General features: G+C 71.4%; 19 protein-coding genes. 12 read left to right on the forward strand and 7 right to left on the reverse strand.

The window, feature by feature from the left end; genetic code table 11:
* Window positions 1–26 precede the first annotated feature (26 nt).
* On the forward strand, window positions 27–914 hold the full coding sequence (locus AFR_RS26285) for a 2-hydroxy-3-oxopropionate reductase (protein WP_041842740.1): 888 nt from the start codon (window positions 27–29) through the stop codon (window positions 912–914).
* Window positions 907–1,662, forward strand: coding sequence for an HpcH/HpaI aldolase family protein (locus AFR_RS26290; RefSeq protein WP_023364245.1), 756 nt, complete (start codon window positions 907–909; stop codon window positions 1,660–1,662). Before AFR_RS26285 ends, AFR_RS26290 begins: the two co-directional genes overlap by 8 nt.
* Window positions 1,663–1,734: 72 nt before the next feature.
* Here the strand turns inward: AFR_RS26290 and AFR_RS43965 are convergent, their stop codons facing one another.
* From AFR_RS43965 to AFR_RS26305, 4 genes are all read right to left on the reverse strand, one after another.
* Complete coding sequence (locus tag AFR_RS43965) at window positions 1,735–4,272, reverse strand: caspase family protein (protein WP_023364247.1); 2,538 nt, start codon at window positions 4,270–4,272, stop codon at window positions 1,735–1,737.
* Window positions 4,273–4,274: 2 nt separating this feature from the next.
* Window positions 4,275–4,646 (reverse strand): hypothetical protein, encoded by a 372-nt coding sequence (locus tag AFR_RS46855; protein ID WP_023364249.1) that lies wholly within the window; start codon window positions 4,644–4,646, stop codon window positions 4,275–4,277.
* Window positions 4,647–4,777: 131 nt separating this feature from the next.
* Complete coding sequence (locus tag AFR_RS26300; RefSeq protein ID WP_023364251.1) at window positions 4,778–8,653, reverse strand: ThuA domain-containing protein; 3,876 nt, start codon at window positions 8,651–8,653, stop codon at window positions 4,778–4,780.
* Between the two features lie 320 nt (window positions 8,654–8,973).
* Window positions 8,974–9,396 (reverse strand): MarR family winged helix-turn-helix transcriptional regulator, encoded by a 423-nt coding sequence (locus tag AFR_RS26305; protein ID WP_023364253.1) that lies wholly within the window; start codon window positions 9,394–9,396, stop codon window positions 8,974–8,976.
* 73 nt (window positions 9,397–9,469) lie between these two features.
* On the opposite strand from AFR_RS26305, the gene AFR_RS26310 reads away from it, so the two are divergent.
* Together AFR_RS26310 and AFR_RS26315 are read left to right on the forward strand one after the other, a co-directional pair.
* Window positions 9,470–10,132: a maleylpyruvate isomerase family mycothiol-dependent enzyme gene (locus AFR_RS26310; RefSeq protein ID WP_023364255.1), complete on the forward strand. Its 663-nt coding sequence runs from the start codon at window positions 9,470–9,472 to the stop codon at window positions 10,130–10,132.
* 38 nt (window positions 10,133–10,170) lie between these two features.
* Window positions 10,171–10,374, forward strand: a complete 204-nt coding sequence (locus AFR_RS26315; RefSeq protein ID WP_023364257.1) for a hypothetical protein — start codon at window positions 10,171–10,173, stop codon at window positions 10,372–10,374.
* Window positions 10,375–10,480: 106 nt separating this feature from the next.
* Here the strand turns inward: AFR_RS26315 and AFR_RS43975 are convergent, their stop codons facing one another.
* Entirely contained in the window at window positions 10,481–11,224 is a 744-nt protein-coding gene (locus AFR_RS43975) for a hypothetical protein (RefSeq protein WP_023364259.1), read from the reverse strand.
* A gap of 48 nt (window positions 11,225–11,272) precedes the next feature.
* Between AFR_RS43975 and AFR_RS26325 the strand changes: the two genes are divergently transcribed.
* Complete coding sequence (locus AFR_RS26325; RefSeq protein WP_023364261.1) at window positions 11,273–12,115, forward strand: DUF1028 domain-containing protein; 843 nt, start codon at window positions 11,273–11,275, stop codon at window positions 12,113–12,115.
* Between the two features lie 3 nt (window positions 12,116–12,118).
* Here AFR_RS26325 and AFR_RS26330 read toward each other — a convergent pair whose 3' ends face one another.
* Window positions 12,119–12,706, reverse strand: a complete 588-nt coding sequence (locus tag AFR_RS26330) for a LuxR C-terminal-related transcriptional regulator (RefSeq protein ID WP_238547392.1) — start codon at window positions 12,704–12,706, stop codon at window positions 12,119–12,121.
* Window positions 12,707–12,747: 41 nt separating this feature from the next.
* Complete coding sequence (locus AFR_RS26335; RefSeq protein ID WP_023364265.1) at window positions 12,748–13,989, reverse strand: sensor histidine kinase; 1,242 nt, start codon at window positions 13,987–13,989, stop codon at window positions 12,748–12,750.
* Between the two features lie 111 nt (window positions 13,990–14,100).
* On the opposite strand from AFR_RS26335, the gene AFR_RS26340 reads away from it, so the two are divergent.
* The 7 genes from AFR_RS26340 to AFR_RS26370 all read left to right on the forward strand — a co-directional run bounded on the left by AFR_RS26340 (window position 14,101) and on the right by AFR_RS26370 (window position 24,626).
* The gene (locus AFR_RS26340) at window positions 14,101–14,847 is read left to right on the forward strand and encodes an ABC transporter ATP-binding protein (RefSeq protein ID WP_023364267.1); all 747 of its coding nucleotides are present in this window, start codon (window positions 14,101–14,103) and stop codon (window positions 14,845–14,847) included.
* Complete coding sequence (locus AFR_RS26345) at window positions 14,844–17,147, forward strand: ABC transporter permease (protein ID WP_023364269.1); 2,304 nt, start codon at window positions 14,844–14,846, stop codon at window positions 17,145–17,147. Before AFR_RS26340 ends, AFR_RS26345 begins: the two co-directional genes overlap by 4 nt.
* 91 nt (window positions 17,148–17,238) lie before the next feature.
* Window positions 17,239–18,786: a long-chain-fatty-acid--CoA ligase gene (locus tag AFR_RS26350; protein WP_023364271.1), complete on the forward strand. Its 1,548-nt coding sequence runs from the start codon at window positions 17,239–17,241 to the stop codon at window positions 18,784–18,786.
* Window positions 18,787–18,938: 152 nt separating this feature from the next.
* On the forward strand, window positions 18,939–20,261 hold the full coding sequence (locus tag AFR_RS26355) for a GlnX family signal transduction membrane protein (protein ID WP_023364273.1): 1,323 nt from the start codon (window positions 18,939–18,941) through the stop codon (window positions 20,259–20,261).
* Window positions 20,261–21,223 carry a glutamate ABC transporter substrate-binding protein gene (locus AFR_RS26360; protein ID WP_023364276.1) on the forward strand — a complete coding sequence of 321 codons (963 nt, stop codon included), beginning with the start codon at window positions 20,261–20,263 and terminating at the stop codon, window positions 21,221–21,223. Before AFR_RS26355 ends, AFR_RS26360 begins: the two co-directional genes overlap by 1 nt.
* 5 nt (window positions 21,224–21,228) lie before the next feature.
* Complete coding sequence (locus tag AFR_RS26365) at window positions 21,229–22,425, forward strand: hypothetical protein (protein ID WP_023364277.1); 1,197 nt, start codon at window positions 21,229–21,231, stop codon at window positions 22,423–22,425.
* Window positions 22,422–24,626 (forward strand): serine/threonine-protein kinase, encoded by a 2,205-nt coding sequence (locus tag AFR_RS26370; RefSeq protein WP_023364280.1) that lies wholly within the window; start codon window positions 22,422–22,424, stop codon window positions 24,624–24,626. Before AFR_RS26365 ends, AFR_RS26370 begins: the two co-directional genes overlap by 4 nt.
* Window positions 24,627–24,659 lie beyond the last annotated feature (33 nt).

Consider the following 24,659-nt stretch of genomic DNA (forward strand, 5'->3'; position numbering starts at 1 on the left):
CATCCATATATGTGGACGGGGTGTTCATGCCAGACGCCATCGGCTTCATCGGCCTGGGGATCATGGGTTCGCCCATGGCCGCCAATCTCGTCAAGGCGGGCTTCGACGTGGCGGGCCACACCCGCAGCCGGGCCGGCCTCGACCGGCTCGCCGCGGCGGGCGGCCGCCCGGTGACCGGCCTCGCCGAAGCAGTCACCGGCGCGGACGTGGTGATCACGATGCTGCCGGACTCCCCCGACGTCGAGCAGGTGATCCTCGGGCCGGACGGTGTGCTCGCCCACGCCCGGCCGGGAACGCTGCTCATCGACATGTCCACGATCCGGCCGCGGACCGCCCGAGCCGTCGCGGCCGCCGCTGCCGACCGGGGCCTCCGCCCGCTGGACGCCCCGGTCTCCGGCGGAGAACAGGGTGCGGTCGAAGGCGTTCTGTCCATCATGGTCGGTGGTGCCGCAGCCGACTTCGAAGCCGCCGGTCCGGTGCTCAGCGCCCTCGGCACGACCATCGTCCACGTCGGACCTTCCGGCGCCGGGCAGACGGTCAAGGCCGCGAATCAGCTTGTCGTCGCCGGCACGATCCAGCTCCTCGCGGAGGCCATCGTGCTCCTCGAGGCGAGCGGTGTCGACGCCCACGCCGGACTCCAGGTCCTCGCCGGTGGCCTGGCCGGCAGCACAGTCCTGGACCGCAAGGGCGCGGGCATGCTCGCCCGCACCTTCACTCCCGGCTTCCGCTCCGACCTGCACCACAAGGACCTCGGCATCATGCTCGACGCAGCCCGCGAAGCCGGAGCGGTGGTCCCCGTCGGCGCCCTGCTGGGTCAGCTCATGGCGGCCCTCCGCGCCCAGGGCGACGGCGGCCTCGACCACACGGCGCTGCTGCTCGCCACCGAGCGGATGTCAGGCCGCACCCATGACTGACCTGCGCGAACGCCTCCGCACCGGCGAAATCCTCTACGGCACCTTCCTCGGCTTCGGCTCGGCCCTGTCCGCCGAGGCCTGCGCGGTCGCCGGCTTCGACTGGCTCCTGGTCGACCTCGAACACGGCGGCGGCGACGAACCGGCCCTCCTCCACCAGCAGATCGCCGCCGAAGCCCGCGGCCTGGCGATGTTCGCCCGCGTGGAGACCGCCGAACGCATCCGCACGGGCCGCGTCCTTGACGTCGGCGTGACCGGCGTGATGTTCCCCCGCCTGGAGACGGCCGCGGAGGTCACCGAAGCCGTCCGCCACCTGCGGTATCCGCCGGCAGGTGATCGTGGTGTCGCCACGTACAACCGCGTCTACGACTTCGGTTTGCGACCCGAGGGCCTGGCCACCGCCAACGACGGGGTCCTCGGCATCGTCCAGATCGAAAGCCGCCGCGCCCTGGCCGCGGTCACCGAGATCGCCGCCATCCCGGGAGTTGATGTCCTGTTCGTGGGGCCCCGCGACCTGTCTCATGACCTCGGCGTACCCGGTGCTTTCACCCACCCGGACTTCCGCGCCGCGCTGGACGAGGTGCTCGCCGCGGCAAAAAACGCGGGGGTCGCGGCCGGCATTCTGGCCGGCAACGCCGCACAGGCCCTGGAGTACGCGGGCCTGGGCTTCCAGTTCGTGGGGGTGGGCTCGGACGCGTCGCTGCTGGCGCGGGCCGCCCACGACGCCGTGCGCTTCCTCCGCGGCGGCTGAACCACCGGTGGTCCCGGGCCGGGCGGGAAAGCGGGGTGGGCCGCTCCCCGCCCGGCCCGGGACCACCGGCACTCAGAGACTCACCCGGACATGCTCGCCGTTGCAGATCATGGAAATCGGATCGCGGGTCCAGATGCCCATTCCGGCATATTTCTGACCGGCAGGGCAGCGCTGGTCACCCACCGCCTCCCCGGTGCGGAGATCAATGGAATACAGCTTGGTGCGTCCCTCGATGACGATCGTGTCTCCGGAGCGTGCGAAGTGGAGCAGCTCGGGATCGAGGCTGTCGAGGGCTTTTCGGCTCTGCCACAGCGGCCGGTGCGGGGCTGCGGCCCGCAGCCCGACGAGCCGCCAGGTGTTCTTCGGACCCATCAGCACCGTGGCGGCGACCTCATCGTTGTCGAAGCCCAGCCGCCACCACGGAGTGCCGACCATCTTCGTCGTGCCGGCGGGCAGGTCGTAGGTGCCTGTGTGACGCCCGTTCACGTAGATCTCCGCACGACGGCAGGAGTCGCCGGCACCGTCCCTCATGGCCACGATCAAAGACGCATCCCAGGTGTAGCCGCAGTCGCTCGGGATGGGCTCGTAGTTGTCGTCCACCGGAAGCCCTGATTCCCAGGCGTGATCGGTGTATTGGCCGTGAGCGTGCACAACCCAGAGTTGCCCGACGAGCGGCACCGCAGCGACAGCCGCGGCAGCAGTCACGACGGCGATCACTGTGCCGAGAGCCCTGCGCCTCCGTGCGATCAGGAAAAGACCGCCGACCGGAGCAAGAAGAGTCAGGCCCAGCAATAGATCGATCAGCACAAACACGAGGTCGAGATGGTAGATCTCCGGTGGGGCTGTTTCTCCCCGCCACAGCCGGACGCTGACAGCGACACCGACCAGCGCGGCGATCAGCGGAACAAACGACACCAGCACGGCCCGGCGGAGCACGCGGTTCCGGCGGGCCCGCAACTTACGGCGAACTCCGGCCCTGCGGGCATCCGCCTTCCAGGCCTTCTCCCACTTTGCAGCGTGTGCCTCCTGCCGCTGGCGCTTCTGCTCTTCCTCGGCGGCCGAAAGCTCCTTCGCACGCCTTCGAGCAGCCTCCACGACACGCTCTTGGTTCCGTTCGGCGTGGGCGGCGGGTTGCGTGAGGAGGGCGACAGCCAGACTGCCGACACTCGGCCTTGCCGCCAGGCCCACCCACCAGGCGGGCATGTCGTCAGTGGGAGCGAGCGTTGCCGCCCAGGTCTTCGGGTCAGCGACCACCAGGAGGACCTGGCCAACCAGGAGCCGTTTGTCGCAGGCGACATTCAGGCTTGCGGCCTGCGCCTTCGGCAGCGCCTCATCCCAGCGCGTGGCGAGCTCGAGCAGAATCCCGCACGGCGCGCCCAGGCCGCACGGGTGCGTCTCGTCCGTGCAGTCGTGCCGGGCGAGCGTGCGCAGCACGTTGTGGGCCTGCAGATCCTCGATCCACCGGGCGGATTCGTCATTGCCCCCGATCGCCGCCTCGGCCGTCCGGAGCAGATCATTCTCACTGACCGGCCGGCCTCGGAACATCGCCGGTAGGTGCGGCGCGAAGGTGGCGACGAACACTGCCGTCGCGGCTTCGGCAGCCGCCGCGTCGGGTGAGGCTTTGCGGAAGATGCTGCGTTCGAGGGTGCGGTCTCGGACGTCGACGTGGATCCAGTCGTAGAGGGCGCGGCGGTCGTCGTCGGAGCGGAACAACTCCGCAGCCTCGGCGGGGTGCTGGACCATCGCCTCGGCCAGCACCGTCGGTGTTGCGCGGTCCTCCCGGGCGAAACGGAACGGCGGAAACCGCGCGGCGTGGAAACGCGGCGTCCGCACCCGCCGGACCTCGCGGGTGACCACCACGGGCACCGGGTTCTCCGGCGTGCGCGCCACCAACAGCTTCTGCTGCACTCCGGCCGCGAAGTAGGACGGTGTCTGCCGGCGCTCCGGGCCGAGCGCCTGGTACACATATCCGTGCAGCTCAGCCGTTTCGACCCAGCCGTCCCGGTCGAGGTCCGCGGCGCCCGTCCGCAGGCCTTCGATGAGCTTCTCGGTGAAGGCGGATTCGACCGGCTCGTCGAGGACCAGCTCGGAACCCTCGTAGGCGAGCTCGTACTCGTTGCAGGCCGTGATGCAGACGTAGCCGCGGGAGGCGCGGATCTCGCCGCCGAGGGGTTCGTCGCCGCCTTTGGCAAAACCGGTGGCGAAGGCACCGCTGTAGCAGCAGTCCAGGAGCAGTAACCGGCTGCCGGCCAGGGTCTGTTCGAGCCGCCCGGCGACGTACGAGGCGGCCACCGCCGTGCTCGACGGCAGCGCCCGCCTCGTAGGTGTCGTGGCGAAGAACAGGTCGCCGGACTGGTCGCGGAGACCGTGGCAGGAGAAGTAGACGAGGACGAAGTCGTCCGGGTCCCGTTCCGCCGTCAGCAGGTCGAGCGCGACGCGGATCTCGCTCTCGGTGGCGTTCTGCAGAACCTGGACCTCGAAGCCGCCGAGGCCCGGGTCCTCCAGCACCTGCGCCAGGCTCTGCACGTCCTGCGCGGGTGATCGCAGTTGCGCGAAGTATTCGTCGTCGTAGTCACCGGCGGCGACGAGCAGTGCGTACCGGCCGGCCACCGTCAGGCGGAGCCGGGGTTGCGGCGGAGCCAGTCCTCGATCATCGCCGGGCCGAGCTTTCCGACGGCCGGCCCTTCGAGGATCAGGACGTCGTCGCCCCGGCGGATCTCGATCTTGCGTTTCTGTGACCGCTGGATCGCCGCGACGAGGACCTGGGACATCGCGCGCAGGCCGGCCGCCGAGAGCACACCGGCGACAACGAGCGAGGCCACCGCACCCGCGGTGCTCTTCGTGCCGGGTTCGGCCTCGCCGGACACCTGCTCCGACGGGATCCCGGCGCGGCGCAGCTCGCCGTGCAGCTGGCGCAGCAGGTCCTCGGACGGGAACTCGGCGGCGGCCACGGAGACGACAACGGCGTTCGGTGCGGAGATCACGGGGGTCCAACGAGCGGCACCGCGTCCGGGTTACGGGGTTGGGCGGTGATGGCGAAGGCCCAACTTCCTTGAAGTTGGGCCTGGGCTGCTGCGGAGCGCGGGGACCTCGGAGATCCCCGCGTTCCGTCCGGTCAGCTGTAGACCTCGAACTCGAACAGCGAGTAGCCCCAGGCCGTGGCGCGGGTCGTGCCGTTGATCCGCACGTACCGGCCGGTGGCGGCCAGTGCGGTGTTGTCGTCCACGGCGCCGTTGCCGCCGGTGATCGTCCGGACCGTGGTCCAGGTCGTCCCGTTGGCCGACGTCTGGATCTGGTACGCGGAGCCGTACGCCCCCTCCCAGGTCAGCTTGACCCGGTTGACGGGGTACGACTGGCCGAGGTCGACCTGGATCCACTGCGGGTCGGCGAAGGCACTGGCCCACCGGCTGGTCAGCGAACCGTCCACCGCGGCGGAGGCCGGGTACGCGACCGCCTCGGTGCTCGACGCCGTTGCCGGCTTGTTCAGCGCCAGGTTGCCCGGGGGCGGCGGGACGACGCTGCCGCCGTAGACCTCGAACTCGAACAGCGAGTACCCCCAGGCGGTGGCTCGGGCCGTACCGTTGATCCGCACGAAACGACCTGTGGCGCCCAGTGCGGTGTTGTCGTCGACCCCGCCGTCTCCCCCGGTGACCGTCCGGACCGTGGTCCAGGTGGTCCCGTCGGGTGACGTCTGGATCTGGTACCCCGAACCGTAGGCCGCCTCCCAGGTCAGCTTGACCCGGTCGATGGACGTCGACTGGCCGAGGTCGACCTGGATCCACTGCGGATCACTGAAGGTGCTCGCCCACCGGGTGGTCAGCGAACCGTCCACCGCGGCCGAGGCCGGGTACGTGCCGGACTCCGCGCTCGACGCCGTCACCGGCTTGTTCAACGCCAGGTTCCCCGTGGGCGGTTGAGAGGTGCCGCCGGAGGTGAACGTGAAGTCGTCGATGTCGAACAGCGATCCCGCGCCGCCGGTGAACACCAGGTACAGCTGTTTCGTCCCGCTCGGTGGGCTGATCGTCCCGGTGACGTCGGCCCAGGTCTCCCAGCCACCGGTCGGGGCGACCTGCACCGTGCCGGCCACCGGGCCGGTCGGCGAGTCGGCCCGTACGGTCAGCGTGCCACCGGCGCCGGCCGAGGCGACCCGCGCCTTGATCCCGGTGACGCCGGCCAGGTTGTACGGCGTGAACGAGATCCAGTCGCCGTTCTCGATGTAGCCGACGGCGTTGCCGCCGTGTGCGTTGGCCTTGGCGGCGACCTGGACACCGTTCATGGTGGCGAAGTGCTCGGCCTGCCGGGTCCGCGGCTGCAGCACGTGCTGGTCCTGGACCGCGACCCCGGCGACCGGGGTGTACACGGCGGCGAGCACCCCGAAGACGTTTGCGCTCGCGTCGTGCTCACCGTCCACCGTGGTCTGGATCGACCCGGTGCAGCCGGTCTTGCTGGTGATCGGATGGCCGTGACTGTCGTGGCCCAGGATGTAGTTGACCACGACCCGGCTGCAGTCGATGGTGCCGGCGTTCGGATCGGTGACCCGCACCTCGTACGGCACCAGGTCACCGAACTGGAACACCGATCCGTCGGGCGGTGCGACCAACTGGATGGAGGGCCGGCCGACTCCCACGACCGTACTGGCCGTCGAGGTTCTGCCGCCGCTGTCCCGTACCGTCAGTGTCGCGGTGTACTCGCCGTTCGCCGGGTAGGTGAACGTCGGGTTGGCCGCCGTGGAGTCGGTGCTGCCGTTGCTGGTGAAGTCCCAGGCGTACGTGATCGGGTCGCCGTCCGGGTCGTTGCTGCCCGCCGAGCTGAACTGCACGGCCAGCGGAGCCGCGCCGGACGACGGGGTGGCGCTGATCTGAGCGATCGGTGCGCGGTTGCCGCCGCTGTTGTACTCGATCCGGTAGAGCGCCGAGTTGTCGTCGCCGCCGAACCAGGTGGTGCCGTAGTCGAGCACGTACAGGGCGCCGTCGGGCCCGAACTCCATGTCCATGATCGCGGTTCCGGACCACGGGATCGGCTCGATCGCGCCGGCCGTACCGTCGGCGTTCAGGGTGACCGCCTTGATCCAGCGGCTGGTGAACTCGCCGAGGAAGGCCTTTCCGTTGTAGGACGCCGGGAACTTCACGTCGGAGTTCAGCCCCGCGTTGAAGTTGTAGACCGGGCCGCCCATGGGCCCGCCCCCGCCCAGCTCCGGCCGCCAGGGCCCCTGACCGCCGTAGGGCAGCCAGGCCGCCCGCGACGCCGGCAGGGCGGTGATGCCGATGTTGTTCCGCGAGTTGTTCGTCGGCCCGCCGGCACAGTTGTACGGACCGGACGACGGCCCGCTCGGGAACGTGAACTCCTGGTAGGGAGTGTTGTAGTTGGAGCAGTACGGCCAGCCGTAGAAGCCCGGCTGGGTGATCCGCTCGAACGAGACGGTGCCCGCGGGCCCGCGCTGCGGGTCGGCCGAGCCGGCGTCGGGGCCGTAGTCACCGAGGTAGACGACCCCGGTGGCCTTGTCCACGCTCATCCGGAACGGGTTGCGGAAACCCATGGCGTACACCTCGGGTTTGGTGTTCGCCGTGCCCGGGGCGAACATGTTGCCGGCCGGGACGGTGTAGCCGCCCGTTGCACCCGGCTTGATCCGCAGCACCTTGCCGCGCAGGTCGTTGCTGTTGCCCGAGGTGCGCTGCGCGTCGTAGGCCGGGTTGCGGTCGGCCCGCTCGTCCAGCGGCGCCATGCCGGCCGAGTCGAACGGGTTGGAGTCGTCACCCGTGGACAGGTACAGGTTGCCGGCGGCGTCGAAGTCGATGTCACCACCGACGTGGCAGCACAGCCCACGGCTGGTCGGCACGTCGAGGATCGTCACCAGCGAGGCCGGGTCGATCGTGTTGTCGTCCCGCACGGTGAGCCGGGCCAGCTTGTTGGAGCCGTTGAACGGGGCGAAGTCCGCCGCCGTGCCAGTGGACGGGGCGTCGCCGCCCGGCGTGCTGAGCGGTGGCGCGTAGTAGACGTACACCCAGCGGTTGGTGGCGAAGTTCGGGTCGGCCTTGATGCTCTGCAGACCCTCCTCGTCGTGGCTGTAGACCGGCAGCGTCAGGGCGACCTTGGTGTTGCCGTTGACGTCGGTGTACCGGATGACGCCGTTCCGCGAGGTGTGCAGCACACCCCGGTTCGGCAGCACGGTGAGACCCATCGGCTCACCGGTCTCGGCCACACCCTTGGCCAGGTTCACCTGGCTGAATGTGCCACCGGGCGCCTGCACCGAGCAGTTGCCGACGTTCTGCGCGGCGTACTTGATCCCGCCGAGCAGATGGGTGCGGAAGTGCGTCTCGGTGTAGCTATCCTGGGTGTGGCCGAGGCCGGTGTACCAGGAACGACCGCCGTCGTAGGGCCGGCACCACGAGATCGGGTGGTCGCCGTTCATGGTGCCGCCCGTGTACGTGGCCTCGTTGAGGTTCGCGAGGACGTGCACCTGCGAGCGCGGGTTGGTGCGGTAGTTGTACAGCTCGTCGGTGCGGTTCCAGTTCGCCGGGATGCCCGCATTGGACGGGTGCGCGGTGTCCTCGATGCGGACGGTGACCGGCTGGATCGCGGGGTGGCCGGAGAAGTAGGCGCCGACGAGGTTGCCGTACCAGGGCCAGTCGTACTCGGTGTCGGAAGCGGCGTGCACGCCGACATAACCGCCGCCGGCCCGGATGTAACGCTCGAACGCGGCCTGCTGGCCGGCGTCGAGCACGTCAGCGGTGGTGGACAGCCAGATGACCGCCTTGAAGCGGGCCAGGTTCGCGTCGGTGAACTGGGCGGCGTCCTCGGTGGCCTCGACCGTGAAGTTGTTCTGCGCGCCCAGTTGCTGGATCGCGGTGATCCCCGCGGGGATCGCGTCGTGCCGGAACCCCGCCGTCTTGCTGAAGATCAGCACCGAGAAATCGGCCGCGAACGCGGGGGCGACGTTGACACCTATCCCGGCCAGTACAAGAGCGACGGTCAGCAGAATTCTTCGAATCATGATCGGTTGGGTACCTCTCGTGAGGAAGCAACCGAGACGTGCGCCGATCACGTCTCGAACGCGGCCGCGGTGGGCGACCTCGCGGGTGGTGGACGGGGACGGCTCTCGACGGCACCCGGTCGGGGATGCGGGGCCGTCGTCTGGTTCGGACCTCGATGCCGACGGAGAGCGCTTTCCCATCGAGGTGAGAAAAAGTTAACAGATTCGTCATCGCCCATCAACGATTTCATCGACAGCCGTGAAAATCCGCCTGCTGGGAGAGAGCCCGCCGCGGCCCCTCTCGGGGAAGCGCTTCCCCACCAAGGCGGGCGAAACGGGCCTCAGGCGTACGGGTCGGTGATCTCGCGGAGCTTGGTCAGTGAGCGGCGCAGCTGGGCGGCGCTCTGCTTGCCGAGGTGCCGAGTCCACGTTGCCTCGATCTCCGCCTCGGCCGCACGGGCCACCTTCACCGCCTCCGAGCCGCGGGGCGCGATCCGGACGAGGCGGGCGCGGGCGTCAGAGGGGTCGGGCACCCGCTCGACGTAGCCGGCCCGTTCGAGCTGGTCGACCAGGAAACCGGCGGTCTGCTTGGTGATCTGCGCCTGCTCGGCCAGCTCGGTCACGCGCGTGCCGTTCTCGCCGATGCGGGCGAAGACCCGGCCCTGCGCGGCGGTGAGGTCGCCGTGGCCGGCGGCGGCCAGCGCCTCGAGGACGCCGGACTCCATCGCGCGGTAGGCGACAAAACACAGCAGGCCGAGATTCACGCTCTCCCCCTTGACATGGACAGATTCCCTTACCATTTTAGTAAGAGGATCGTACCAAAAGAGGGAGGCCGTCATGGATCACGACGAGGTGTGGAAGGCCATCGACACCGAGCGGGCCGGGCTTGCCGATCTCTTCGAGAGCCTGACTCCGCAGCAGTGGGAGACACCGTCGTTGTGCGAGGGCTGGCGGGTGCGTGACGTGGCCGCGCATCTCACGCTGTCGCAGACTGGTCTGGTCACGGCGCTGCTCGACACCGTTCGGGCCCGCGGCAGTCTCAGCCGGATGATCCGGGACAGCGCCCGGCGCCAGGCCGTGCGCGTGCCTCCCGACCGGTACGCCGCACTGCTGCGCGCGATGGCCGGGTCGCGGCGTACGGCACCGGGGGTCACGCCTCTCGAACCGCTCATCGACGTGCTGGTGCACGGGCAGGACATCGCCTTGCCGCTCGGCCTGCGGAGGCCCATGCCGGTGCAGGCCTCGGCTGCCGCGGCCGACCGGGTGTGGCCCGACCTGTGGCCGTTCCGGGCCGAGCGCCGGCTTCGGGGGTTCTCGTTCCGGGCCACCGACGACTCGTGGTCGGCCGGGGCAGGGCCGGTGGTCGAGGGGTCGATAGGCGCGATCCTGCTTCTGCTCACCGGACGGCGGGCCGCCCTGGACCAGCTCTCGGGCCCGGGCGCGGAGCACATGCGGGTGACGGGCGGGCCGGGCACGGTTCAGGCGCGCCGGGCGGGGTAGTCAGAGGGGCGCACATCCTCTGTCACCGGGAGATACTCATGATTTTCGGCCTGATCCGGCGCTACGTGCTGATGGCAGTGGCGATTCCGCTGGCGGCAGCCGGTGCCCGCAAGCTCAGTCAGACCCTCGAGGCCCGCCGTGGACCCAGCCGGGGCACCCGGCTGCTGCGCCAGGGCGCGGACACCCTGCAGGGACGTTTCGGCAAGCAGAAGAAGCGGTCCCGCTTCGCTCTCGGACGCTGACACCGCGAACGCCACGGGCGGGTCGGGTGCCGGCAAGCACCTCTCCCGCCCGCAGCAACTCGGCGCCGGCCTCACCCAGGGCGGGGGCGGGCGCGACAGGGTGTGGTCAGGGGCCGTTCACGAAGTCGGCCAGGATGCGGCGCAGGGTCACGCCCAGAAGATCGGCGTGGTCGTGCGGTGACAGCAGTTGACGCATGGCCCGGTGGACTTCCAGGTCCTCGGCGAGCACGGCCACCTCGCGGGCCACGACCTCGGGACCGGGGTCGGCGACGCCGTGGAGCAGCAGCTTGGTGTAGACGCGCGTGCTGGTCAGCGTCTCCGGCTGCGCGAAGAACAGGATCGTCCTGACCGCGTCCGGTTCCTCGAGGCGTAACAGCAGCTGGAACGGGGCCCGGTAGACGTACGTGGCGCCGCGGTCGTCGGCACTTTTGAACCCGTCCGGTCCGGTGCTCACGGCGTACCGGGGGATCTGGTTCTCCTCGGCCGCGCCGAAGGTCCTGGCGTGCATGAACTCGGAGAGCTCGACGTCGGCGGAGGCCGGTGTGCGGACCGGGGGCAGCCAGGCGCCGACGGAGGTCCGGTCGGCGGTGTCGGCGTCCAGGAAGAGCTCGGTGCGCGGCTCCTCCGGCGCGATCCAGACGAGGCCCCAGCGTTCGGTGACGGCCCACGGCTCGGGCTGGACGTGCAGGACTCCCTCCCGGCTGACCAGGGAATAGCGCGAACCCAGCAGGGTCACGTCGCAGGGCAGCTCGCCGGTGAGGGCAACCGGATGCCACGCGCCGCGCAACCGGGGGTCCTCGTTGGTGAGCAGGCCCGGTGAGACCTCGCGGGCGACGGGGAGCCACTGCATGGGACCCAGTGTTCTCCGGGCTTGTTACGGCTGGGCTAACGTGCGCGCATGACCTTCTCGATCGTGGCGCGCTCGGCCGACGGCTGCGCGCTGGGTGTGGCCGTGGCCAGCAAGTTTCTCGGTGTCGGGGCCGCGGTGCCGGCCGCTCTCGCGGAGGTGGGCGCGGTGGCGACCCAGTCCTACGCGAACCTCGCGTACCGGCCGCAGGCCCTGGCGCTGCTCGGCACCGGGGTGCCGGCCACCGAGACCGTCGCGGGTCTGATCGCCGCCGACGACGGCCCGGTCGACCACCGGCAGGTCGGCGTGGTCGGGACGAGCGGTCCGGGGGCCACGTTCACCGGCCCGGCCTGTCACCCGTGGGCGGGCGGCGCGGCCGGTGACGGCTTCGCGATCCAGGGCAACATGCTGGCCGGGCCGCAGGTCGTGGACCGGATGCGGGACGAATGGCTGGCCGGGGCGGAGATCACGCGGCTCGCGTACCGGTTGCTGGCCGCGTTGCGCGCCGGTGACGAGGCCGGCGGTGACCGGCGCGGTCGGCAGAGTGCCGCCCTGCTGGTGGTGGCCAAGGGCCAGGGGTACGGCGGCACGAGCGACGTCCTGGTGGACCTCCGCGTCGACGACCACACCGCACCGGTGACCGAGCTGGGCCGCCTGCTCGAGATGCACTCGCTCTACTTCGAGCGTCCGGACCCGGCCACGCTGCTGGAGCTGAGCGGACCGGTCGGCGACGAGGTCCGCGCATTGCTCGCCGCGGCGGGGCATCAGGCCGGTCCCGACCTCGCCGACCTCGACGAGGCGCTGGCCTCCTGGGCCGGCATCGCGAACCTGGAGGAGCGCATCGTCGCCGGGCACATCGATCCGCTGGTGCTGGACCAGCTGCGCGGCGCCTGAAGTTCAGCCGCGTAGGTACGCGAGGACCGCGCGCACCCGGCGATGGTCGTCGGCGTCGGGTGGCAGGTCCAGTTTGGCCAGCAGGCTGCCGATGTGCTTGGCCACGGCGGCCTCGGTCACGCCCAGGGCGCGGGCGATCGCGGTGTTCGAGCGACCTTCGGCCATCAGCGACAGAACCTCACGCTCGCGCGGGGTAAGCCGTTGCACCGGGTCACGGCGCCGGCCGAGCAGCTGGCGGACCACCTCCGGGTCGACGACCGTACGCCCGGCGGCCACCCGCACGAGCGCGTCGACGAACTCGGAGACGTCACCGATCCGGTCCTTGAGCAGGTAGCCGACACCCGCGGACCGGCCGGAGTCGAGCAGCTCGGCCGCGTACGTCTGTTCGACGTACTGGCTGAGCACCAGCACCGGCAGGTCGGGGTCGGCGGCCCGCAACGCGATCGCCGCCTGCAGTCCTTCGTCGCTGAACCCCGGTGGCATCCGCACGTCGGTGACCACGACGTCGGGCCGGTGCTCGGCCACCGCCGCCAGCAGCGCCGGCGCGTCGGCCACGGCCGCGACGACCTCGTGGCCGAAGTGGCGCAGCATCCCCGCGATGCCCTCGCGGACGATGAGCCCGTCCTCGGCGATCACCACGCGCACGGGATCTCCACGTGCACCAGGGTAGGGCCGCCGGGCGGGCTGGACAGCGCGACCGTCCCGTCGACCGCGGCGACCCGGTCGGCCAGCCCGACGAGCCCGGTGCCCCGGTCGGGGTCGGCGCCGCCGCGCCCGTCGTCGCGGACGTCGAGGTGCAGCCGCTCGCCGATCAGACCGGCGGACACCGCGGCCCGGGTCGCTTCGCTGTGTTTGGCCACGTTGGCCAGGGCCTCGACAACGACGAAGTAGGCGGTCACCTCGACCGCGTCCGGCAGCCGGCGGTCGAGCCGCAGGTCCAGGTCGACGGGGACCGGGGCGTGCCCGGCCGCCTCACCGACCGCCGCCGCCAGCCCGCGGTCGGTGAGCACCTTCGGGTGCACGCCGCGGATCAGCTCACGCAGCTCGCTGAGGGCCTCCTTGGCCAGGTCCTGCGCGGCCGCCACCTGCGTCTCCGCCGGCGATCCGGCGGGGAGTTCGAGACGGGCGAGGCCGAGCTGCATGCTCAGCGCCACGAGTCGCTGCTGGGCACCGTCGTGCAGGTCGCGCTCGATCCGCCGCCGTTCGACCTCGAACGCGTCGACCAGCCGGGCCCGGGACCGCGTGAGCTCGACCAGCTTGGCGTCGGTGTCGTCGCTGCGCGGCGCGAGCAGGGCGCGGGCCATCGCCGCCCGCGCACCCGCCCAGGCAGTGACCGGGTAGGCCCCGACGGCCAGCGCGAACGGCGTGCACAGGGCCAGCGGCACGGTCGTCCACAACGACGTCTCGCCGTACAGGTAGTACGGCGCGAACAGCAGGCTCGTGGGAACGAACACCGCGGCGTAGACGACGGCGGCGTCCATCCAGCACAGCACCAGTGCGGAGAGCATGGTGTACCCGAGCTCGCGCCAGGTGGCCTGCTCGCGCAGCCGGCACCTCAGCCAGGACCGCAGACCCGGCGCGGGCGGACTGCGGTGCGGGTCGGGCAGCTCGGCGTGGTCGACCAGCCGCATCCGCCACCGCTCCAGGCGCCCGACGGCGACCCCGGACAGGACCGTGGCCACATATCCGGCGATGCCGACGACCACGACCGACAGGACCAGGCCCGCGGCCAGCAGCACGACGACGGCACAGATCGTGGCGATGCCGATCAGCGCGCCGCCGGTCAGGTAGGCCAGCGAGCGCCACGGCCACGACGACGTCAGGAAGCGGGTCGGCCGCATGGTGAGCGCGTCGAGGACGTTACGGACCGGCATGGGCAGTGACGCTACCGGCGGGTCCCGCCGCGCTCAGTAGTGCTGGATATACCTTCGATCCTCGCCCGCGCGCCAATGTGCCCGGCCCGCCGGGCCGGAAGGCTTCCGGGCATGACCATCACGACCATCGGCACGGCGGTCCGCCTCCGGGCCGTCACCAGGATCTTCGGTACGGGGGAAAGCGCGGTGACCGCCCTCGACGCGGTCGACGTGGAGATCCCGCCGGCCACCTTCACCGCGGTGATGGGCCCGTCGGGGTCCGGCAAGTCCACCCTGCTGCACTGCGCCGCGGGACTCGACCGCGCGACCAGCGGAGAGGTGGCCATCGACGGCGTCAGCCTCACGGGTCTGTCCGAACGCGCGCTCACCAAGGTGCGGCGGGAGCGGGTCGGTTTTGTGTTCCAGGCGTTCAACCTGATCCCGGCACTGACCGCTGAGCAGAACGTCGGCCTGCCCCTGCGCCTGGCGCGCCGCCGCCCGGCACCCGGTCAGGTCGAGCAGATGCTGGCCGAGGTCGGGCTGGCCGACCGGGCCAGGCATCGGCCGAGTGAGCTGTCCGGCGGCCAGCAGCAACGGGTGGCCATCGCCCGTGCCCTGGTGTCGCGCCCGGCGGTGCTCTTCGCCGACGAGCCGACCGGCGCTCTCGACACCACCGCATCCCGCGAGGTGCTGCGCCTGCTGCGGACGGCGGTCGACCGGCACGCGCAGACGATCGTCATGGTCACCCACGACCCGTACGCGGCCGCGCACGCCGACCGGGTGCTGTTCCTCGCCGACGGCCGGGTCGTGGACGCCCTGGACAACCCGTCGGGCGCGTCGGAGATCGCGGTCCGGATGGCCCGGCTGGAGGAGCGATGAGCCTCGCGTGGAGCATGGTCCGGCACCGCTTCGCCGCGTTCGCCGGGACGTTCGTGGCGATCGCCCTGGGGGTCGCCGTCGTCGCGGGGTCGACGACCATCTGGGCGTCGTCGCAGCCGCAGACGCCCGCCCGCCTGGCTGCCGCGCCGGTGCTCGTGCACTCCCCCTCGGTCGGTGACACCGAGTCCGGTTATCCCGAGTACCGCTCCTGGACGACCGCCGAGGCCACCGGTCTCGCGCAGCGCCTGGCCGCGGTTCCCGGTGTGACGGCCGCGATCGCGGACCCGTCGTTCTACGTGCAGCGGGTGGTGGCGGGACGAGCGACCGGCGACCCCGAGGCGGCACGCACCGAGGGGCACGCCTGGTCGTCGGCGGTGCTGGGTGGGTACAGGCTCAGTGCGGGTGCGGCCCCGGCCCGGCCCGGTGAGGTGGCGCTGGCCGGTGCTGCACCCGGTTCCCGGATCGAGGTGCTGACCGCGCGCGGCCCGGCGACCTGGACGGTGACCGGTACGACCGACGGGCCGGGCCTCTACGTCGCCGACACCGCCGCGACCGCGCTGGCGTCCGGCGTACGCGTCATCGGCCTGACCGTCAGCGGTGAGCCCGAGAGCATTGCCGCGGCGGCCCGCACGGCCGTCGGTGCGGACGGCACCGTGCTGTCCGGCTCGGCCCGGGACGCGCTGGAGCCGGAGTCCGTGACCCGCATCCGCTGGCTGGGCGCGCAGCTGCTGATCGCCATGGTCTTCCTCGGCACCTTCGTCGCGGTCTTCGTGGTCGCCTCCACCTGTGCGCTGAGCGCCGCCCAGCGCCGCCGCGAGATCGGCCTGCTGCGCGCGGTCGGCGCCACCGGCGGCCAGGTCATCCGCATGATGTACGCCGAAACCCTGGTCGTGGCTCTCCTCGGCGGCGTGGCGGGCGTGGTCCTGGGGGCAGTGACCGCTCCCCTGCTCGCAGCACCGCTGGTGTCCGCCGGACTGGAACCGGCGGGCTTCACCGTGACGCTGCAACCGGTTGCCCTCGGCGCCGCCTTTGTCCTGGGCATCGTGGTCGCGCTGATCGGAGTGTGGGCGGCCGCCCGGCGATCCAGTCGCGTGCCGGCCCTGGACGCGCTGCGGGAGGCGGCGATCGAGCCGCGCCCGATGACGCTGCTCCGCTGGATCGCCGGCCCGCTCGCGGCGGCCGGCGGCGGCGCACTGCTGGTGGCCCTGCCCAACCTGGACGCCCAGGCGCAGTCGTCGGCCACCCTGGGCGGCGCGATGCTGCTGCTCGTGGGAGCTGCACTGCTGGCGCCGGTGGTCATCGGGCCGCTGGTCCGGCTCGGCACCTGGCCGTGGCGGCACGGCGCGAGCGGGATGCTGCTGCGCGAGGGAACGCTCACCGGGACCCGGCGCGTCGCCTCGACCGCGGCGCCGGTGCTGCTGGCCGTGGGTTTTGCGGTGCTCTTCACCGGGACCGTCGCGACCATCTCCGACTCCGCCGGTGTCGATGCGGCCGCCGAGGTGCCCGCGGCGCTGGTCGCCGCCCCCGACGGCACCCCCGGGCTGTCCCAGGCGGCGGTGACGGGTCAGCCCGGTGACGCCCGGTTCCCCACGCGCCTGCTGGTCACCCGCGACGGAAAGACCACCGGTTACGACGCGGTCGGCACCGATCAGGTGGACGGCGTGGTGACGTCCACCGACCTGGGACCAACCCTGGATGTCCGTTTTGCCGACGGCACCACCGCGTCGCTGCCGGTCACCGCGGTCCGCGACGACGCACCGGCACCGATCCTGCTCCCGCGCGAGCTCGTCCTGCGGCACGATCCGGGCGCGCTGGCCGAGGCGGTGCTGCTCACCGGTCCGGCCGCCCCGGCCGCCGGGCTTCAGGTCCTCTCCGCCCGGGACTACGTGCAGATCGAGATCGACGAGGAGGGCGACATCATCGACATCTTCCTGGTGGTCCTGCTCGGCCTCGGTGTCGGATACACCGGCCTGGCCGTGGCGAACACCCTGCTGATGGCCACGGCCGCCCGGCGCACCGAGTTCCGGGCACTGCGGCTGGCCGGTGGCGGCACCGGGCACGTGCTGCGAGTGACCTCCGGTGAGGCGTTCCTGGCCGTGGTGACCGGCACCCTGCTCGGTGGCAGCGTGTCGCTGATCTGCCTGCTGGCGGCGCGGCGCTCGATCGAGAGGGAGCTCGGACAGGCGATCGACCTGGTCGTGCCGTGGGGGCAGACCGCCGTCGTCGTGGCCGTGTGCGCCGTGGTCGCCGTGCTGGCGGCCGGTGCGCCCGTCCTGCGTGCCGGAGCTGGGTCCAGGTGAAACAAAAACGAAACGGAGGGTTCAGTCGGCGTACCCGGGCATGTTGGGATTGAGACCGACGCCACAGCGGACCGTTCGAGGAGACTTACGCATGCTCAATCTCTCCGTTTTCCTGGAGGACAGTGCCCGTCGTTACCCCGAGCGCGCCGCGGTCGTCCTGGGTGACCAGCGCCTGACCTACGCCCAGGTGAACGCGGGCGCCAACCAGGTCGCCAACCTGCTCAGGTCCCGGGGCATCGGCCCCGGCGACAAGGTGGCGCTCTCCTGCCCCAACCTGCCCTACTTCCCGGTGATCTACTACGGCATCCTCAAGGCCGGAGCGGTCGTCGTGCCCCTGAACGTGCTGCTCAAGGGCCGGGAGATCGCGTACCACCTGACCGACTCGGAGGCCAAGGCGTACTTCTGCTTCCAGGGTTCACCGGAGCTGCCGATGGGTGCCGAGGGGCACACCGGCTTCGGGCAGGCCGACGGCTGCGAGCATTTCTTCCTGGTCACCGCCGATCCGGCGGCGCCGTCGCCGATCGAAGGCGCCGAGACGCTCGGCCGGGCGCTGACCGGGCAGTCGCCGGTCTTCGAGACCGTCCTGGCGGCCGAGACGGATCCGGCGGTCATCCTCTACACCAGTGGCACCACCGGACAGGCCAAGGGCGCCGAGCTCAGCCACTCCAACCTCATCCTGAACGCGCTGACCTGCAACCGGCTGTTCCAGACGAAGCCGGGCACCGACACCCACCTGCTGGTGCTGCCGCTGTTCCACTCCTTCGGCTCCACGGTCAACATGAACGCGGGCTTCTCCAGCGGTTCGACGCTGGTGCTGCTGCCACGCTTCGACGCGGCGGCCGCGGTCAAGCTGCTGCAGACCGAGAACGTCACGTTCTTCGCCGGCGTACCGACGATGTACTGGGGTCTGCTCAACGCCCTCACCGACGACGTCGACGTGGAGAAGATCGCGCGGAACATGCGGATCGCGGTCAGCGGCGGGTCCAGCCTGCCCTTGGAGATCATCAAGGAGGTCCAGCAGCGTTTCGGGGTCACCATCCTGGAGGGCTACGGCCTGTCCGAGACGTCTCCGGTGGCGACCTTCAGCGATCCGGACAGCGACCCGCGGCCCGGCTCGATCGGCATCCCGATCTGGGGTGTCGAGGTCAAGCTGATCGACGAGGCCTGGAACACCATCGAGGGCAGCGACGAGATCGGCGAGATCGCGATCCGGGGCCACTGCATCATGAACGGCTACTACAACCGGCCCGAGGCGACCGCCGAGGTGATCAACAACGGCTGGTTCCGGACGGGTGACCTGGGCCGCCGGGACAAGGACGGCTTCTACTACATCGTCGACCGGGCCAAGGACATGATCATCCGCGGTGGATTCAACGTCTACCCGCGGGAGATCGAGGAGGTCCTGATGACCCACGAGGCGGTGTCGCTCGCCGCGGTCATCGGGGTGCCGCACCCCAGCCACGGCGAGGAGGTCAAGGCGTACGTGATTCTCAAGGACGGCGCCACGATCACCGAGGAGGAGCTCGTCGCCTGGGGCAAGGAGCAGATGGCCAGTTACAAATACCCGCGGGTCGTGCAGTTCGCCGAGACGCTGCCGATGACCGCGACGGGCAAGCTGCTCAAGCGTGCCCTGACCTGACGTACCCCCGAAAGAGCGCCCGGAGGGGGACTCTCCGGGCGCTCGTTCGTGCATAGACTCGGGCACCCACCTCACCACGAAGATCGTTTGCATGCGTGCGGCACAGTGGCCGGGGTGAGCGTCCGACCACGCACGGCACTGACGGAGGAAGCTTGAGCACAGCGCAGCTGCACCGGGTGGCTCCGGTCGTGGCGGACACCCGCGGCGGTGTCCTGAGTCGTGTCGGCCGGCTCCGGCGGACCTCCCCCGGCCGCCTCCAGCTGATCCTCGCCGCCCTGGTGGCGCTGGCCCTGCTGACCGGTCTGGTCGCCGGCCTGACCGCGGCCTCGGCCTCACGAGGCACCGACGACCTCGGCAACCGCGCGCAGCCCCTGCTGGTCGAGGCCGAGACGATCTACTCCGCGCTGGCCCGCGCCGACACGACCGCCGCGCAGGCGTTCCTCGCCGGCGGGCTCGAACCGTCCGGCCTGACCGACCTCTACGAGGAGGACCTCGATCGGGCGGCCACCGCGCTGACCTCGGCCGCCCGGCGCACCCCCGAGGACGGTCGCTCCGCCGAAGCGATCCGCGCGCTCTCCGCCGACCTCCCCCGGTACGCCGCCCTGGTGGCCAGCGCCCGCGCCAACAACCGCCAGGGCCTGCCGATCGGCGCCGCGTACCTCTCCTCGGCCTCCACGCTGAGCCGTGAGTCGCTGCAGCCGCAGGCGCAGGCGCTCTTCCAGGCCGCGCAGGCCGAGGTCAACGACGGGTACGCCGACGCCCGCAGCTCCTGGTGGACGGCGCTGCTGCTGATCCTGCTGGCCGGGCTGCTCGGGGCGTTGCTCCTGGCCCAGCGCTACCTCAGCCGCACGACGCGGCGCACGTTCAACCTGCCGCTGGTCACCGCCACCGCCGTGACGCTGATCCTGGCGCTCGGCGTCGGCGGGGTGCTGATCGCGCAGCGCGCGCATCTGTCCGAGGCCGACTCCGAGGGATCGCGTCCGGTGGCCCTGCTCGCCGAGGCCCGCATCGCCGCCCTGCGCGAGCGGGGCGACGAGGCGCTGACGCTGGCCGCGCGCTCCGGCGAGGGTGATCTGGAGGAGGACTTCGACGCCACGACCAAGCAGCTCGACGGGCTGCTCGGCGACGCCGGCGCGATGATGCCGACCGGCTTCGCGGGCCAGGCGGTCCAGTCGGCGATCACCAGCCACCGCTCCTACGTCGCCGCCCACGACGAGGTGCGCAAGCTCGACAACGGCGGCAACTACGACGGCGCGGTGAAGCTGGCCGTCGGCTCCGGGACCACACAGACCTTCACCGGTCTCACCACCTTCATCGACCGGGCGCTGGAGAGCCGCAAGGACGTGTTCAGCGCCGAGATCAGCGACGCCGGGCGCGGCCTGGGCCTGCTGACCGTCCTCGGCCCGCTGCTCGCCCTGGTCGTCTGCGGGCTCGCCTTCGCCGGTCTGCGGACCCGACTCGAGGAGTACCGCTGATGCGTCTCCGTGCCGCCCTCGTCGCCGTCTCCACGCTGACCGTGCTCGCCGCCACCGGATGCGCCGGTGACTCCTCGCCGCTGCCGGGCCGGCCCACCCCGTCCGCCGAGGTGGCGCCGAGCGGTCAGGCCGCACCCGCCGACACCTCTTGCAGGCCCCAGGCGAGTCTGCGCCCGGCCGGCGCCCTGCCGGCACCCGGCAAGATGCCGGCGGGCAGTTACATGGAGACGATCCAGAAGCGCGGCCGGCTCGTGCTCGGCACCAGCCAGGACACACTGCTTTTCAGCTCGCGCAACCCGTTCACCGGCAAGGTCGAGGGTTTCGACGTCGACATGGGCCGGCAGATCGCCGCGGCCATCTTCGGCGACCCGGACAAGATCCAGATCAAGGTCATCGGGTACGACAAACGCGTCACCTCGGTCCTCGACGGCTCCGTGGACATCGTCGCCGACACGATGACCGCCAACTGTGCCCGCTGGAAGGACGTCAACTTCTCCACCATCTACTACAACGCCGGGCAGAAGGTGCTGGTCTCCAAGGACTCCCCGGCGAAGACCATCAACGACCTCGGCGGCAAGAGAGTCTGCGCCGCTAAGGGCTCCACGTCGTACGACAACATCGGCAAGGTCGCCTCCAGGACGAAGCCGATCGCGGTCGACCGGCCCGGATTCGGCGACTGCCTCGTCGCGTTCCAGCAGAACGAGGTCGAGGCCATCTCCACCGACGACACCATCCTGATCGGCCTGGCCGCCCAGGACCCGTACGCGAAAGTGATCGGCGACCGCTTCACCGAGGAGCCGTACGGCATGGCGATGCCCAAACAGCACGAGGACTTCACCCGCTTCGTCAACGCCGTGCTGGCCAGGAACCGCAGCAACGGCACCTGGAGGTCCACGTACGAGCGATGGCTGGGTGACTTCGGTGCCGCACCGAAGCCACCGGCCGCCGAGTACCGGGACTGACCCTGATGACCGCACCCACCCAGCATCTGCTCGGCCGCGCCGACAACGAGCTGATGCGCCTCGAGGCCGCCGCCGCCGCGGTCGCCTCGAACCTGGTGGATCTCGACAACAACACCGCCCGCCGGGACCTCGACAAGGGACCGCTGACCGGCAGGACCGCCGCCGCCTGGGCCGACGCGACCGACGCGCTGACGCAGCTGTGGGACGGCTACGGCATGCTGACCGCGCTCATCACCTCAGCCCGGTCGGCGCGCAACCAGCGGCGGTTCACCGACCCCGAGAAGGCCGCGTACGTGCACCAGGTGCTCGGCCGCTCGATCACGTTGTCGACGCGGACCGTGCCGCTGGCCCAGCGCGGGCTGCTCGGGGCCGGTCAGGTCAGCACCACCTGCTCCCCCGCCGAGCTGCTGTCCGCGATGGAGGCCGCGTTCAAGACCGCGGTCGACGTCGCCGTCCGGGCGGGTGACGTCTGGCACCGGCTGATGCCCGAGGCCGCCACCGTCGCGTCGTCGCTGGCCCACCTGCGCACCCTCACCCGGTCCGCGACGCTCGACGAGGCCGACCGCCGGCTCGGCGACTTCACCGCGATGATGGCCTCGGACCCGCTCGGGTGCGACGAGGCGGCGCTCGCCGCCGTCCGCACGCTGCTCGACCGCGCCGACGCCGAGCGCACCTCCGCCGGAGAGCTGCGCGAAGCCCTGAACCAGCGGCTCACCGACGCACACGCCCTGGCCACGCAGCTCGGCGAGGCCGCCCGGGCCGCCGCCGTGGCCGAGGAGAGCGTCGCGGGCCGCTTCGCCGGCTCGGTCATCGCCTCGGCGGCCGGTCCCGACCTGCGGCCCGATCTGGCCGCCCTGGACGCGCTCGCCGCCGCCGGGCACTGGTCGCTGATCAGCCCCCGGCTCGCGGACTGGACACGCCGGGCCCGCGAACGACTCGAGGCCCTGCGCAGCGTCGCCGCGCGCAACAGCGGGATGCTCTCCACTCGCAACGAGCTGCGGGGCCGGCTCGACGCGTACCAGGCCAAGGCGAGCCGCCGCGGACTCGCCGAGGACCCGGCGCTGGCCCCGCTCGCCGAGCGGGCACGCACGGCGCTCTACACCGCACCCTGCGACCTCGATGCCGCGCGGGCCGCGGTGAACGCGTACCAGGACGCGGTGGCCCGCCTCACCGCCACGACTGCGAGGGACGGCCTTCAGTGAACTGCCAGCGCAACTGTCCCGGCACCATCCAGGACGGCTACTGCGACACCTGCGGGATGGCCCCGGCGGCGTCCGCACCCTCGCCGTCGCCGTCTCCGAAACAGCGCACGGCAACCACCCCTTCGGTACGCACGGGTGCGCTCTCCACGCGTACCGGGGGAACGGCACGCACCGGCAGTGCCCGCACGGGAAGCCGGCGGCGGCGCTTCGGTGGCGGGCTCGTCGACGTGGCGCCGCTGCCGGAACGTGACCCCGCCACCGCGATCATGACCGTCGCGGAGGTGCCGGAGGACAAGCGGTACTGCGCGAAGTGCGGCAACGCGGTCGGGCGGTCCCGCGGTGACCGCACCGGGCGCACGTCCGGTTTCTGCCCGTCCTGCGGCGAGGCCTTCAACTTCACCCCCAAACTGGTCAAGGGCGACCTGGTCGGCGGGCAATATGAAGTGATCGGCGCGCTGGCCCACGGCGGTCTCGGCTGGATCTACCTCGCCAACGACAAGCGTGTCTCGGACCGCTGGGTCGTGCTCAAGGGCCTGCTCAACTCCGGTGACGAGGACGCGCTGGCCGCGGCGGTGGCCGAGCAGCGGTTCCTGGCCGAGGTCGAGCACCCGAACATCGTGAAGATCTACAACTTCGTGGAGCACGAGGGCGCCGGCTACATCGTCATGGAGTACGTCGGCGGGGAGTCGCTCAAGGGCATCCTCAAGGACCGGCGGACGGCGAACGGCAACCAGGCCGACCCGCTGCCGCTGGACCAGGCCCTCGCCTACGTCCTGGAAATCATGCCCGCGTTCGGTTACCTGCACGACCGCGGCCTGATCTTCTGCGACTTCAAGCCGGACAACGTGATCCAGACCGGTGACCAGGTCAAGCTGATCGACCTCGGCGGTGTGGTGCACATCGACGACCAGGACGCCGCCCTGTACGGCACGGTCGGTTACCAGGCGCCGGAGATGGCCCAGGCCGGCCCGTCGATCCAGTCGGACCTCTACACGATCGGCCGCACCCTGGCCGTGCTGACCACCGACTTCCGCGGCTATCAGAGCACCTTCAAGGAGAGCCTGCCCGAGCACGGCGACTTCGAGGTCTACCAGCGGCACGAGTCCTTCTACCGGCTGCTGCACCGGGCGACCCGCGCCGACCCGGCCGAGCGTTTTGTCGACGCCGGTGAGATGACCGAGCAGATGCTGGGTGTGCTGCGGGAGGTGCTCGCCGCCGACGGCGAGCCGCGCCCGTCGACGTCCCGGCTGTTCACCGGCGAGCTGCGCACCGACCCGCGCAGCGACGAGCCGAACTGGCGTTTCCTGCCCGCCCCGATGATCGACCTGACCGACCCGTCGGCCGCCTTCCTCGCCTCGGTGACGGTGACCGAGCCGCAGGAGGTCCTCACCCTGCTCGGCAAGGCGCCGCAGAACACCTTCGAGGTGCAGCTGCGGGCCCTGCGGGCGCTGATCGACCTCGGCGCGGCCCGCCGGACCCCCGACGCGTTCACCGACGCCGTCCGGCTGCGCGACACCATCGCGGCGGCGGCCGGCGGCGACTGGCGGCTCGCCTGGTACGACGGAGTCCTCGCCCTGGCCTCGGGTGACCTGGCCCGGGCACAGGCGCAGTTCGACGCGGTCTACTCCGCGCTGCCCGGCGAGCTCGCCCCCAAATTGGCGCTCGGCCTGACCCTGGAGCTCGCACAGCGCCCCGCGGAGGCCGCCGGCTACTACGACGTGGTCAGCCGCACCGACCCGGCGTACACGACCGCGTCGTCGGGGCTGGCGCGGTGCCGGCTCGCCACCGGGGACCGCGAAGGGGCCGTGGAGGCGTACAACCGGGTGCCGGGCACCTCTGCGGCGTACAGGAGCTCGCAGGTCGGAGCGGTGCGGGCGCTGGTCCGGTCGCACGCGTCCGCTGCCGCCGACGTCGCCTCGCTCGCGGCCGCGGCCGAGCTGATCGACCGCCTCGAGATGGAGGCGGCACAGCTCGCCGCCCTGCGCGCCGAATTGCTCGAACGGGCCCTGACCACGCTGAAGGCCGGGACAGCCGTGCCGTCCGCCGTGGTCGGCACGACCGGTGGAGGCCTGGCGGGCGAGCGGGACGTACGCTTCGCGCTCGAGGACGCGTACCGGGAGATGGCCCGGGCCGTCCACGGACCGGAGAGGATCCGCCTGGTGGATCTGGCGAACGCGTCCCGGCCCAGGACCCGCACATGAGGCCGACGGCCGCGCTGAGGAAAGACGAGGCGG

This window comes from Amorphoplanes friuliensis DSM 7358 (genome assembly GCF_000494755.1).
Lineage (GTDB): Bacteria > Actinomycetota > Actinomycetes > Mycobacteriales > Micromonosporaceae > Actinoplanes > Actinoplanes friuliensis.

Bases quoted from the DNA above. Each gene is read 5' to 3' on its own strand.
- AFR_RS26285 (WP_041842740.1), top strand. From the start codon at position 27: ATGCCAGACGCCATCGGCTTCATCGGCCTGGGGATCATGGGTTCGCCC.
- AFR_RS26290 (WP_023364245.1), top strand. From the start codon at position 907: ATGACTGACCTGCGCGAACGCCTCCGCACCGGCGAAATCCTCTACGGC.
- AFR_RS26300 (WP_023364251.1), bottom strand. From the start codon at position 8,653: ATGATTCGAAGAATTCTGCTGACCGTCGCTCTTGTACTGGCCGGGATA.
- AFR_RS26310 (WP_023364255.1), top strand. From the start codon at position 9,470: ATGGATCACGACGAGGTGTGGAAGGCCATCGACACCGAGCGGGCCGGG.
- AFR_RS26315 (WP_023364257.1), top strand. From the start codon at position 10,171: ATGATTTTCGGCCTGATCCGGCGCTACGTGCTGATGGCAGTGGCGATT.
- AFR_RS43975 (WP_023364259.1), bottom strand. From the start codon at position 11,224: ATGCAGTGGCTCCCCGTCGCCCGCGAGGTCTCACCGGGCCTGCTCACC.
- AFR_RS26325 (WP_023364261.1), top strand. From the start codon at position 11,273: ATGACCTTCTCGATCGTGGCGCGCTCGGCCGACGGCTGCGCGCTGGGT.
- AFR_RS26330 (WP_238547392.1), bottom strand. From the start codon at position 12,706: ATGCTGCGCCACTTCGGCCACGAGGTCGTCGCGGCCGTGGCCGACGCG.
- AFR_RS26335 (WP_023364265.1), bottom strand. From the start codon at position 13,989: ATGCCGGTCCGTAACGTCCTCGACGCGCTCACCATGCGGCCGACCCGC.
- AFR_RS26340 (WP_023364267.1), top strand. From the start codon at position 14,101: ATGACCATCACGACCATCGGCACGGCGGTCCGCCTCCGGGCCGTCACC.
- AFR_RS26345 (WP_023364269.1), top strand. From the start codon at position 14,844: ATGAGCCTCGCGTGGAGCATGGTCCGGCACCGCTTCGCCGCGTTCGCC.
- AFR_RS26350 (WP_023364271.1), top strand. From the start codon at position 17,239: ATGCTCAATCTCTCCGTTTTCCTGGAGGACAGTGCCCGTCGTTACCCC.
- AFR_RS26360 (WP_023364276.1), top strand. From the start codon at position 20,261: ATGCGTCTCCGTGCCGCCCTCGTCGCCGTCTCCACGCTGACCGTGCTC.
- AFR_RS26365 (WP_023364277.1), top strand. From the start codon at position 21,229: ATGACCGCACCCACCCAGCATCTGCTCGGCCGCGCCGACAACGAGCTG.